The 12,572-nt window shown below is 59.6% G+C and carries 7 protein-coding genes; 5 read left to right on the top strand and 2 right to left on the bottom strand.

The window, feature by feature from the left end; translation table 11 throughout:
- Positions 1-213 precede the first annotated feature (213 nt).
- The gene (locus PSDT_RS01185) at positions 214-1,236 is read left to right on the top strand and encodes a LacI family DNA-binding transcriptional regulator (protein ID WP_006289577.1); all 1,023 of its coding nucleotides are present in this window, start codon (positions 214-216) and stop codon (positions 1,234-1,236) included.
- A 177-nt stretch (positions 1,237-1,413) separates the two neighbouring features.
- Here the strand turns inward: PSDT_RS01185 and PSDT_RS01180 are convergent, their stop codons facing one another.
- On the bottom strand, positions 1,414-2,133 hold the full coding sequence (locus PSDT_RS01180; protein ID WP_006289575.1) for a hypothetical protein: 720 nt from the start codon (positions 2,131-2,133) through the stop codon (positions 1,414-1,416).
- Positions 2,134-2,520: 387 nt separating this feature from the next.
- On the opposite strand from PSDT_RS01180, the gene nth reads away from it, so the two are divergent.
- The 3 genes from nth to valS all read left to right on the top strand — a co-directional run bounded on the left by nth (position 2,521) and on the right by valS (position 8,077).
- The gene (gene nth, locus PSDT_RS01175) at positions 2,521-3,153 is read left to right on the top strand and encodes an endonuclease III (RefSeq protein ID WP_036737606.1); all 633 of its coding nucleotides are present in this window, start codon (positions 2,521-2,523) and stop codon (positions 3,151-3,153) included.
- A gap of 259 nt (positions 3,154-3,412) precedes the next feature.
- Positions 3,413-4,966: an ABC transporter substrate-binding protein gene (locus PSDT_RS01170; protein WP_036737467.1), complete on the top strand. Its 1,554-nt coding sequence runs from the start codon at positions 3,413-3,415 to the stop codon at positions 4,964-4,966.
- 147 nt (positions 4,967-5,113) lie between these two features.
- Positions 5,114-8,077: a valine--tRNA ligase gene (valS, locus tag PSDT_RS01165; RefSeq protein ID WP_006290713.1), complete on the top strand. Its 2,964-nt coding sequence runs from the start codon at positions 5,114-5,116 to the stop codon at positions 8,075-8,077.
- 797 nt (positions 8,078-8,874) lie between these two features.
- Here valS and rho read toward each other — a convergent pair.
- On the bottom strand, positions 8,875-11,346 hold the full coding sequence (gene rho, locus PSDT_RS07995; RefSeq protein ID WP_006289569.1) for a transcription termination factor Rho: 2,472 nt from the start codon (positions 11,344-11,346) through the stop codon (positions 8,875-8,877).
- Between the two features lie 204 nt (positions 11,347-11,550).
- Between rho and PSDT_RS01155 the strand changes: the two genes are divergently transcribed.
- Positions 11,551-12,288, top strand: a complete 738-nt coding sequence (locus tag PSDT_RS01155) for a DUF4232 domain-containing protein (RefSeq protein WP_006290717.1) — start codon at positions 11,551-11,553, stop codon at positions 12,286-12,288.
- Positions 12,289-12,572 lie beyond the last annotated feature (284 nt).

Here is a 12,572-nt window from a genome sequence, read left to right as displayed (position 1 = left end):
ACTCAATGATAACACACTTTTTCAAGCCTGCATAGAAAATGGAAGAAAAATGAAAACGGTTGCAGAATTTCCATGAGAATCAATCATTTTGTCTCGCGAATCGTCATTTCCCCACCTTTTTGGCAGTAGAATGAAAAAAACGCCGCCTAACAGCGCTGACGAAGGCACAGATAAGGGGCCCTGCCACGACCCAGTGAGGAGTCTTTCCTGCTGATGGAAAAAGTATCTATCCGCGATGTAGCATCCCGGGCCGGGGTGTCCGTTTCCACGGTCTCCCGAGCCTTATCCCGCCCCGAGATGGTTTCGGAGTCGACGAGACGAAAGATCCAGGCCATAGCCGAGGAATTGGATTTCTCCGTCTCCCGGACCGCCGGCAACCTCAAGTCAGGAAAGTCGAGACGCATCGCCCTCTTGGTCGGCAGCAACAAAATCGAATGGTTCACGGCCAACATCATGGAAGGGCTCAACAGCGTAATCCTGGACCAAGGATACGACCTGGTCTTCTACCCCATCTCCAGCGTGGAAGACCGCAGAGCCTTCTTCGAGGAACTGCCCGTGCGCAACAATGTGGATGCGGTCATCATCTCCTCCTTCACCGCCACGGCCAAGGAAATCACCCGCCTACACAGTGCCCACGTCCCCCTTGTCGGAATCAACTCGCCCAGCACCCTGAACTTCTCCGCCACCGTGCACACCAGTGACCGGACGGGGATGAAACTCGCCATCCGCCATCTCAGCCTCCTAGGCCATAGGAAAATCCTCTACATATACCAGACCTTCCATTCCTCCATCAAATTCAGCTCTTACGGCCGCATCCAAGCCTTCAAGGACGCCTGCGCGAAAAAGCCGGGAATCACGGGAATCGTGAAATCCTTCGAAAACCCTCATGAGGCCTTCGACGCCCTCACCACCGGAATCCTCAGCGAAGACGACCCCCCGACTGCGGTTTGCGTCCATCAGGATTCCCAAGCCCTCCCCTTCCTCTTCCGGGCGCAAAGCATCGGCCTCTCCATCCCGGACGATCTGTCCATCATGGGCTATGACGATAGCTCCTTCGCCCAGGACGTCGGCTTGACCACCATCCGCCAAGACCCTTATGCCATGGGGAGGGAAGCCGCCTCGAAGGCGTTGCAGCTCATCGAATCACGCGAGCCCGAAATCCAGCATGAGGAATTCCCGGTGGAACTGGTCGTGAGGCGGTCCACAGGAGAAATCAGGAAGCATCAGCTGTTCTGAGGAATCAGAAACCTCAGCAAAGAGGGGAATCTCAGCGGAATAAGTTCACGCGGACATGATGCGCACGAGGCGTTCTTTTCCGCAATTCCAGCGGAATAAGTTCAGTGGACTCAGCTAACTCAGCTGACTGAGACGCGAGGAAACCGGGAGATGGGAACCAGAAGACCGAAGCCCGTTTCAGAGCCACAAGAGAGCGGCCACGGACAGCAGGAGTGGAAAAGCCCCGGAAATCATGACCGGCAGCATCGCCACCCCAGCCCAGCCGGATGAGGCCGCCACTGCAGGGCTTTCCTCCTTGACCCAAAGAGCCGCTACGCCCATCAAAGCCACCAGGAAAACCACGGCGACGATGGTGGAGATCCAAGCGAAAAGAGGATGGGCGGAAAAGAGGGGGCCAAGACCGCGAGGAGAGGGGAAGACCCCCCACCCGGCCGCAGCCAGACCAGCGCCGCCAGCCAAAAGGGTGGTCCCCAAGGAGCTGATCAGATGGAGGCGCTTCTCACGCAGGAGCTCGGCCAGGAAAGCCGAGATGATCATGAGGACGGTGACCAGGCCCATCAGGGCCAGCCAGGCGAAAGCCGATTTGACAATCATCGTCAGGACCAGGCCGGCCACTGCCTCCCATACGGCGGCCGCTTTCGGGATGGCAGGAGTGGGCGCAGTCCGCGAGAATGGATAGCTGTAAGCGAAAGCCAAAGTGACCAAGACCCCGGCGACCGCGGTGAAGACGTTGAAAGGCCCTCGATTGGGCGTCAGATAAGTGAGAATCAGCATGCAGACCATGCAAATCACGGCGAGTCCATGCGACCGGCCCACGTTCGCTCGCGCATCCCGAGCGCCTTGAGAATCAGCCGGATTCAGAACCCCGGCATCGCCTTGCTTCGCGTCCTGCGCCATGGAAAGCCTCCTTAAAATCGTAATGGTTCCAGTTTAATGCAACGACTGCCCGCCGGCGATATAATGGTCCCCATGACAGCCAGGACACGGAAAGCACAGGACGCGGAAGACCAGCACGACCATGACCTCCAACGGAGCCAACCAGACCAAAGCCCGCAAATCCAGGAGGCAGCGAGCAAGAGACGGAAGCCGGCCAGAAGAACGGCCAAAGGCGCGGCCAAGGCCGCAAAAGGCACTGCTAAAAGCGCGGTCAAAACCACGAACAAGACAGCAGCGAAACGCGAAATGAAAGGTCCGAACCCAGCCAAAGGAGCGAAAAGCAAGGCGAAGGCGGCACAAGCAACGAATGCGGCCAAACGCGAATCCAAGAAAACCCGCTACCTGCGCATGCACAAGGAATACGCCATCCTCTGCCAGGTCTACCCGACCCCCAAATCAGCCCTCACCTTCTCCAACCCCTTCGAACTGTTGATCGCCACCATGATGAGCGCGCAGACCACGGACGTGCAGGTCAACAAGGTCACCCCGGAGCTCTTCCGCCGCTTCCCCACCCCGCTGGCCCTGTCCCAGGCGAATCCCAGCGAGGTGGCCGAGATCATCAACAGCATCGGCTTCTTCAGGACCAAGGCTCAGCATGCGGTCATGATCGCCAACGACCTCATCACCCGCTTCGGGGGCGAGGTCCCCCGGACCATGGAAGAGCTGACCACCCTGCCGGGCGTCGGTCGGAAAACGGCCAACGTGATTTTGGGCAACGCCTTCGACCTGCCGGGATTCCCCGTGGACACCCACGTCATGCGGGTCACCAAGCGCCTGCATTGGCGTTCCGACTGGAACAAGACCAAGGACGACCCCGTGGCCATCGAGAAGGAAGTCACCGCGGCCTTCGAGCCTACGGAATGGCGGGACCTGAGCCATCGGCTGATCGATTTCGGGCGCGATACCTGCCACGCCCGAAAGCCCGAATGCCTGATCTGCCCCTTGCGGGACACCTGCCCCAGTTTCGGTCTCTATATCTGACATATTTGACTGATTATTTTTGGCTGATTGCCTGATTAACTATGTGACTATGTGACTATGTGCCCGGAATCAGACGACTGCCTGGGATCGGATGACGGTCTGACCATGTAGACTGTGGCCTATGGAGACTTCAGGGAACTCTGACACCACGGCAGCGGAAAAGGCAAGCGCAAAAGCGGATAGCGGAAGCGCCAAAAGCGGCGGATATGCCATAAACGGTGGAAGCGGTAAAAGCGGAAGAAGCAGCAGTCAGCATATCATGCCCAGACAATGGGTCCTTTTCCTGATTCTGCTCATCGTCTTCTCTTTGATCGCCTATCTCGCTTACGGCTACATCACGACCAAGCGGATTTCCCTGCCCGGCCAATCCACGGACGAAATCACCATTGGAACGACCATGGCCCCAGCCAACTTCAATCTGGCAGCCTCCACCGACGACGCCACCAGCCAGGCCTTGCAGGACAACGTCTACCAAAGCCTGCTCAAACGCGACCCCAATCAGAACGTCCCCGCTTCCGCCTCCCCCCTGCTGGACTCCTGGTCCCTCAGCCCTGATGGCCTGACCTATACTTTCCATCTCAAAGACGGGATCTACTTCTCGAATGGCTCGAAACTCACGGCTTCCGACGTGGTCTGGTCCCTCAAGACCGGCATCCAGCGCAACGAAGCGGCCTACGCCCCTCTCCGGGCGGCCAAATCCGTGGAAAACCAGGGGGAAAGGACGGTCATCATCCGCCTCTCGTCCCCCTTGCCGCAATTGGCCTGGCTCCTGTGCGGGCGCCTGGGCGTCGTCTACAGCCAGGCGGCGGGCGGGCCCCAGGACGCGAGCGCGGTGGGGACCGGCCCTTACACGGTCTCGAAGCTTTCTCCTGCCAAGGCAGGCGCGAAATCCCAAGGAGGGGAATCGGCCCCCGCCTCTTTGAAGCTGACGGCCCGCAGGGACCATCAATACGCGTCCTTCCGAGGGTCCAACGTGACCTTCCGCTACTACAGCGACCCTGAGCAAGCCTGGAAAGACGTGCAGGCCGCGACCATCGACGCCTATCTTCCCGCGCAACCGACCAGCCAGAAGACCTTCTCCCAAGCCAAATCCTCCATGAACCTGACCGTGGATACCAGCGGGTCCAGCCGGCGAGTCGGCTTGGCCTTCAACTCCTCGGCCGACTCGGTCTTCTCCGAGCAAAGGTTCCGCGAGGCCTACCGCTACTTTCTGGATCAGAACGCCCTCATCTCCGCGACCGGCCTTCACGCGCACGCCCTCACCGGGCCCATCCCCAGCGTGGAGCCGGGATTCCAGGACTTCACCTCCCAATACCACAAGGACGTGCAAGCCGGGCAAAAACTCCTCTCCTACTTCGGCTATCGACCCCGCCTTTTCCTCTGCCCCAAGAGCCTGGAGAAGATCGGGCGGGCGGTCAACGCGCAGCTGGCGGCGGCCGGCGAGCACCTCAATCTGACCGTGGTCGATGACGCCGCCTTCACCAAGCAGGTCCTGCAAGACAAAAAGTACGACCTGGCCATCGTCCCCTTCTCCGGCTCGCACGACATGGATGACCTGACCAACCCCGACGGCTTCCTCAACTTCACCGATTCGGTCACCGATCAGAACCGGGCGGCCCTTGGCCTTTCCCGCAACGACTCCCAGTACCAGTCCAACCTGCAGAAAACCGCCGCCCGCCTGACCGACCAAGCCGCCGTCGCCTGGCTGTTCGAGGAGGACGCCCTAGTCATCCACCAGAATTCCCTCACTTCCATCCGGACCACATCCCCTTCCTCTTACCTGCCCCTTGCGGACGGTCTACAGAAAAAGTAGAAGGCAAAAGTCGTAAATGGGAATGCCAGAAAGCAGAAAGCCGGTCACAGGCGACTTAATCAGCCCGAAATGCCAGGAAAAACTTGGGGGGAAACCCAGAAAGAACCTAGAAAAACCATGTCAGACTGAAACCGTAAAATTCACTTTATGACTGAAAAGACTGATAATTCGACCCTTTTCGAGGGGAATGACCTCGCCATGGCCGCTTCAGGCGCGAACGCAGACGCGGGCAAAAGCGAACTCGCGGACGAAGGCGCAGGCGAGGCCTTCGTCAAGGCCGACCTCAGCCCCTTGCCGGACAAGGTGGGCGTGGAAGGCCTGGAAAAGAAGTGGACAGCCGACTGGGAGGCCAAGCAGACCTACAAATTCGGCAACACCCGCGACCGCAAGGCCGTCTACTCCATCGACACCCCGCCGCCCACCGTCTCCGGACACCTGCACGTGGGCCACGTTTTCTCTTACACTCACACCGACATCATCGCCCGCTTCAAGCGCATGAACGGCTACGACGTCTTCTATCCCATGGGTTGGGACGACAACGGCCTGCCGACCGAACGCCGGGTGCAGAATTATTACGGCGTGCGCGTGGATACCTCCCTCAAGTACGACCCTGACTTCAAGCCGCCTTACGAAGGCACCAACGGCAAGAAGATCCAGGCCAAGGACCAGGTTCCCGTCTCCCGGCAGAACTTCATCGAACTGTGCGAAAGGCTTTCCGCCGAAGATGAGAAGCTTTTCGAAGACTTGTGGCGTACTTTGGGCCTGTCCATCGACTGGTCCCAGACTTATCACACCATCGGCGAACATCCCCGGCGGGTGGCTCAGAAGGCCTTCCTGCGTAATCTGGCTCGAGGCGAGGCCTATCAGAAGGACGCTCCCGGATTGTGGGACGTAACCTTCCAGACCGCGGTCGCCCAAGCCGAGCTGGAAAGCCGCGAGTATGACGGCTTCTACCACAAGATCGCCTTCTACCTAGAAGACGGCTCCCCCATTTACATCGAGACCACCCGCCCCGAACTCCTGCCCGCCTGCGTGGCCCTGATCGCCCACCCTGACGACGAGCGTTACCAGGCTTACTTCGGCAAGAAGGTCTCCTCCCCCCTCTTCCACGTGGAGGTTCCCGTGGTGGCGCATCCGGCCGCGGAGATGGACAAGGGCGCCGGCATCGCCATGTGCTGCACCTTCGGCGACGTGACCGACGTGCAGTGGTGGCGTGAGCTTAATCTGCCCACCCGCTCCATTTTGCAGCGCAACGGCCGCCTGGTCATGGACACCCCGGACTGGATCACCGACCCCACCGGGCGCGATTTCTATGCCCGTCTGGCTGGCAAGACCACCTTCTCCGCGCGCAAGGAAATCGTGGATGAGCTGCGCGAGACCGGCGCTATGGACGGCGAGCCCAAGCCCACCAAGCGTATGACCAACTTCTACGAAAAGGGCGACAAGCCTTTGGAAATCGTCACCTCCCGCCAGTGGTACCTGAAGAACGGCGGCAGCGACCGCGACCTGCAGGCCCAGCTCATCCAGCGCGGCAAGGAGCTCGACTTCCACCCCGATTTCATGCGGGTCCGCTACGAAAACTGGGTGAACGGACTCAACGGCGACTGGCTGATCTCCCGCCAGCGCTTCTTCGGCGTCCCCTTCCCCCTCTGGTATCCCATCAGCGAGAACGGGACCGTGGACTACGCCCATCCTTTGGCCCCGTCCGAGGACCGCCTGCCGATTGACCCCACCAACGATGTGCCCGAAGGTTACCAGGAAGAGCAGCGCGACCAGCCCGGCGGCTTCACCGCCGAGAAGGACATCATGGACACCTGGGCCACCAGCTCCCTGACCCCGCAAATCGTCACCCGCTGGGCGGAGCCGGGCGAAGAGAACGAGGCCCTTTTCAAGGCCACCTTCCCCATGGATCTGCGTCCTCAAGGGCAGGACATCATCCGGACCTGGCTCTTCAGCTCCATCGACCGATCTCACCTGGAAAACGGTTGCCTGCCTTGGGCTCATACCACTTTGTCCGGCTGGATTCTGGACCCCGATCACAAGAAGATGAGCAAGTCCAAGGGCAACGTGGTCGTGCCGACCGAGCCGATCGAGAAGTTCGGAGCCGACGCCGTGCGCTACTGGGCCGCTTGCGCCCGTCTGGGAACCGACGCCGCTTATGAGGTCGGTCAGATGAAGATCGGCCGCCGCCTGGCCATCAAGCTGCTCAACGCCACCAAGTTCGCCTTGGCCATTGGCCGCGAAGACGAGAACCATCATGTGGGAGCCAGCCAGCAGGCCGAGTGGAAGTTCTCAGACGTGACCGTAGACCTGGATGAGGCCGTCATGGCAGCTTTGGCCATCGTGATCGAGACCGCGACCGAGGCGCTGAACTCTTACGACCACGCCCGGGCTCTGGAAACCATCGAGACCTTCTTCTGGCAGTTCTGCGACGACTACATCGAGCTGGCCAAGAACCGCGCTTACGGCACGGCCAAGGCCACCGGCCAGGTGCCATCCGAGGCGGAAGTGCTTTCCGCCCGCACCACTCTGGGCTTGGCTTTGGACGCATTCGCCCGTCTGCTGGCCCCCTACCTGCCTTATGCCACGGAAGAGGTCTGGTCTTGGATGCACGAGGACGGCGGCTCGGTTCACCGCGCTGCCTGGCCCCAGGCCGCTCCTTACCGCCAAGCCGCTGATGGCATGGACCCTGCCATGCTCCAATGGGCCGGTGACGCCTTGGCCGCCCTGCGCAAAATCAAGTCCGAGAACAAGGTTCCCATGAAGACCCCTATTCTCAGTGCAACCTTGCAAATGGATGTTTCCGGGCTTGACTTCGTGAAGTCGGCTTTGGTGGACATTGCCGAGGCCGGTCATGCGACCGGGCCAATCACTCTGGAATCGACCGGGAGTACTGGGAGTGCCGGAGATAAAAAGGGTACCGGAGCTGCCGAAGCTGCTACTGCTGCTAAGGCCGCCGCATCCGCCTCCGCCGTCGAAGCGCAGACCGCCTCTGCTTCTGCATCCGCCGAAGCGCAAGGCATCGCCGTATCCACCGCTCCCGCCGAAGCACAAAACTCCGTGGTAGCCGTGGAAAGCGTTCTGGGAGAAGCTCCAGCCAAAAAGAAGTAAGACAAGCCACGGTCTAAGTTCACGGTGGTTGCCCAACCTGATAGGTTGGGCAACCACCTTTTTAATTTCCCCTTTTCAGCGACTGCGAATGTCGCGAATGCGGAATTATGCACGTTGAAGTGCATATTCAGTGCTAGCTCGACGCGCACAGGTATGCATCGGGCATACGCAGGCGCGTATCGCCCATACGCCGACGCATTTCAGGCGCATTTCACGGAAAAATCACGGACATAACGGGAAAAGCTAGGGGTTGAACGGCGTTTTTATCAATCCGCGGCTATTATTTGGTGTTTTTCAGCTCGATTTTTCACTTTCCTGCGTTTCATCCGTCACCTCGTGTGGACTAACTCAATGTTGCGGAAAGGACCCCGCCTTTTAAGCCACTCATTTTTTATACTTTGACTTAGTCCACGGCGGGGAAGCCAGACCTAGCGCACGCACGAAAAACTCACGAAAAAACACACGGAAAACACGCAAAGTAGCTCACAGAAACCTAGACTCAATCCGACCCCGGGTTCAGGCGTGAGTCCGAGGTCCCACCAACTCCTATGGGCAAGTACATGGCTTCGACCTAGGCCAATCCAAGCCCGGCAAGGCACGCAGCGCAGATCTAAGTCCGGCCAAATCCCAAGCTTGGCCAAGTCCACAGGTAAACCTAAGCCCCGGCCTAGGTCAACTGAACCTGTCCAACTCCAGCCTCCAGCCCCAAAAAATTAAAAACCCTTGCCCAGGCCAAGTACCAAGTACCAAGTACATAAAGTACACAGCCTGAGCAAGGGCCCACGACGAAGGCGGCTTTAGGCCGCAGAGGAGCCGCGCCCCATCAGGGCCAGGAAGTCCTGGTTGGACTTGGTCTGCTTAAGGCGGGTGACGATCTGCTGGTAGGCGGCTTCAGGCTCCAGCCCGCCCAAAGCGCGACGGAGGCGATAAATAATGGCCAGCTCCGCAGGCGGGGTGATAAGGTCCTCCCGGCGGGTGCCGGAAGCGTTGATGTCGATGGCGGGGAACATCCGCTTTTCCGCCAGATCGCGGGAAAGTCGCAGTTCCATGTTGCCGGTCCCCTTGAATTCCTCGAAGATGACTTCATCCATCTTGGACCCGGTCTCCACCAGGGCCGAAGAGATGATGGTCAGGGACCCGCCGTTTTCGATGTTGCGGGCGGCGCCGAAGAACTTCTTAGGCGGGTACAGGGCCTGCGCGTCCACGCCGCCGGACAGAATGCGTCCGGACGCCGGCTGAGCGATGTTGTAAGCACGAGCCAGGCGGGTCATGGAATCCAGCAGGACCACCACGTCTTGCCCCAACTCCACCAGGCGCTTGGCGCGCTCGATGGCCAGCTCGGCGACGGTGGTGTGGTCAGTGGCGGGGCGGTCAAAGGTGGAGGAGATCACTTCCCCTTTAACGGTCCGCTGCATGTCGGTCACTTCTTCCGGGCGCTCATCCACCAGGACGACCATCAGGTGCACCTCGGGGTTGTTGGTGGCGATGGCGTTGGCGATCTCCTGCAGGGTGATGGTCTTGCCCGCCTTCGGAGGCGACACGATGAGACCGCGCTGCCCTTTGCCAATGGGCGAGAATAGATCCATCACACGGCCGGTCAGCTTGTTTTGGGTGGTCTCCATGCGCATGCGTTCCTGCGGATAGAGAGGGGTGAGCTTGGAGAATTGCGGTCGGGCCAGGGATTCTTCGATGCCCATCCCGTTGACGGATTCGATGGTCTGCAGGGGGACGAATTTCTGGCGCTTGTTCGGCTTGTCTCCCTCGCGCTGCGGCTTGATGGTGCCTCGGACGGCGTCACCCTTGCGCAGGCCATATTTCTTGACTTGCCCCATGGAGACGTAGACATCGCTGGGACCGGGCAGATAGCCACTGGTGCGCACGAAGGCATAGGAATCGAGGATATCGACGATGCCGGCGACGGGCACCAAGAACTCGGGCTGTTGGTCTTCGGCCTCGTGATTGCGGTTCTTGCGATTGCGACGATTCAGGGGCTGATCATGGTCGGGCCGGTCCATGCGATCGACGCGATCGGAAGAGCGATCCATCCGGTCGGAGCGATTATAGCGGTCGGACCTATCAGTGCGATCACCACGGTCGGTTCGCTCGGAACGGTCACTGTGGTCGTTCCTCTCGTTACGATCACCACGATCATCGCGCCCCCCGCGAGCATTGCGGTCGTTACGGTCTCCGCGGTCGGAGGACCGATCCAAGCGGAGATCATGGTCGGAATACGAACGGGATTCGTGGGGACGCCGTCCGAAATCCGTCTCGTCATCACGAGAGAGGCCGGCATTACGAACGGTCCCTTCGGCTCCGGACCGGTCGGGGATGGCGGCCAGAAGATTGTCCAGATCGGCGTTCAGACGGGCCAGACGGTCGGAACCGTCCCCCTGATCGTCCTGGGAGCGGTCGTCGTTCCGGTTGCGACGGCGACGAGGAGCAGTGTCCAGGTCGTGCGAGGAGCGGTCAGAACGGGAATCCTGCTCGTCGGGAATGGGAAGCTTGATACCCAAGGTATCCAGCAGGTCGCCTTCCGGCTTCTGAGGCTCGTCGCCAAAACGGGAGACGCGCACGCGCGGGATGGTCTCTTCACCCTTCCGGGCACGCCGAACGTTGACGCGACGGCCAGGGCGATGGCTGGAGCTCCGGTTGCCGGAATATTCGGACCGATCCCGGTCAGAATAGTCGAAACGAGCCGCGCGGTCGGTATGTTCGGCCCGCTCGCCACGCTCAGTCCTATCCCCATGGTTGCCATAATCGGCGCGGTCAGAGCGGTCCGACCTGTTCACGCTGGACTCTTCACGGCCGTTAAAATCGTTGGAATGCCGGGACTGTCGAAAATCGTCGTCAGCTCCAGATGAAAAAGTGGCGGCTCTCGCCGAATCGGTGGCGTTCGCCAAGTTAGCGGCGTTCGCCGGGTTCGTGTTCGCTGAATCAGCAGCGGATGAGCCAGCAGCGGCTGAGCCGGCAGAAGCCGAGCCCGCCTTTGCAGACTCGGTTGAAGCAGGCTCGGTTGAAGCAGGCTCGGTTGAAGCCGAGTTGACAGGAGCCGACCCGGCAGTGGCCGCGGAGGAAGATGAAGATGCGGCAGGCGCCGTCATTCCCGTCATATCAGCGCCGGCGGCGGCCAACGCGTCCCTGCGTGCTCCTTCAATCGTGCTGATCAAATCCGCCTTACGCAGGACGGACACGTTCTTGAGCCCCATTTTCTTCGCGGTCTCGCGGAGCTCTGTCAGCTTCATAGTAGAAAGATCTTGGCTTTGTGCCACGGGACTAACCCTTTCATAGTTCGGATAAGTAGACAGAATAAGCCCTTTCAGGGAGTTCTGCCGGAAATATTTGCCGCACCTGACATCGGCGGCAAATTCACGTCCACGAGGGATGAATGATTTCACTATACCCCTTCTCACAGACAGAAAACTCGCGCGTGCCCGTGTCTCGACGCACCGCGAAAACGAAGGTATGATGGGTTTATGATTCATCATCATGCATCAAAGTGGATGTGCCAGGCGACGAAATCGTCCGCCACCCTGCTAGCGATTTGCGCCTTTTTGATCGCCCCCTTGTCCGCGTGCGGATCATCCTCCGCCAACAATCAGACAGGTGGAGAATCGACCAGCTCCCAAACCTCGTCTTCCTCGTCTTCCTCGACGCCCTCGTCCCCCTCAACCGGGGGGAAGGGCTCGTCTTCCCCCCAATCGAAAGGCTCAGAGGGCCAAGGCAAGTCCTCGACCTCCGCACGCCCTTCAAACCCGAAAGGTGGTCATGCGGCCACTGCGGGCGAATGCTCCAGCGACGAGCTGAGCGCCAAACTGACCTTCGGCTCCGGCTCAGGCGCCGGCAGCAGCTACCCCTACCTGGTCCTGACCAACACCGGCTCGCGCTCTTGCACCGTCCGCGGTTACGCCGGGGTCTCCCTGCTGGCCAAAGGCAAGCAAATCGGGGCGGCGGCCACCATGGATTCCTCCGTCTCCCCCACCACCGTCAGGCTCCAGCCGGGTCAGTCCGCCCACGCCGAGCTGCGGATCGTCCACGCCGACCTCTTCGACTCCTCCGCCTGCTCCCCCATCACGGCGGACACGCTGATGGTCTACCCGCCGGATCAGACCAAGGCTTTGACCATCCCCCTCAAAGGTAAGGGATACATCGGCTGCAGCAATCCGAATACGAAAATTCTCACCGTTCGGCCCTTCCAACGGGGAGAAAGATAAGCAGAAAGTTGACAAAGCAGAAAATAAAGGATAGATAAAGTAATAGATAAATAGTAGGCGAAAGTAAGATTAAAAGTTAAAAGTTAAAGATTAAAGATTAAATAAATTAGGACGAGAAAGACCCCGGTTTTATCCGGGGTCTTTCCATATTCGGCCGCTATTTTCGGCTGCTATCGATACCTACAACAGCTCTCAGCCAGTAGACATCCCTAAGTCGATCATAAGACAGCCTCAGCCAATATCAGCTATACGGCAGTTCTCAGACAGCTCTGAGCCAGCCCGCT

The sequence above is a fragment of the Parascardovia denticolens DSM 10105 = JCM 12538 genome (assembly GCF_001042675.1).
Taxonomy (GTDB): Bacteria; Actinomycetota; Actinomycetes; order Actinomycetales; family Bifidobacteriaceae; genus Scardovia; species Scardovia denticolens.
The sequence above is the reverse complement of the archived record's forward strand: the minus strand, read 5'-3'. Positions and strand labels throughout refer to the sequence as shown.

Coding starts and splice junctions, on each gene's coding strand:
- PSDT_RS01185 (WP_006289577.1), top strand. CDS start 214: ATGGAAAAAGTATCTATCCGCGATGTAGCATCCCGGGCCGGGGTGTCC.
- PSDT_RS01180 (WP_006289575.1), bottom strand. CDS start 2,133: ATGGCGCAGGACGCGAAGCAAGGCGATGCCGGGGTTCTGAATCCGGCT.
- nth (WP_036737606.1), top strand. CDS start 2,521: ATGCACAAGGAATACGCCATCCTCTGCCAGGTCTACCCGACCCCCAAA.
- PSDT_RS01170 (WP_036737467.1), top strand. CDS start 3,413: ATGCCCAGACAATGGGTCCTTTTCCTGATTCTGCTCATCGTCTTCTCT.
- valS (WP_006290713.1), top strand. CDS start 5,114: ATGACTGAAAAGACTGATAATTCGACCCTTTTCGAGGGGAATGACCTC.
- PSDT_RS01155 (WP_006290717.1), top strand. CDS start 11,551: ATGATTCATCATCATGCATCAAAGTGGATGTGCCAGGCGACGAAATCG.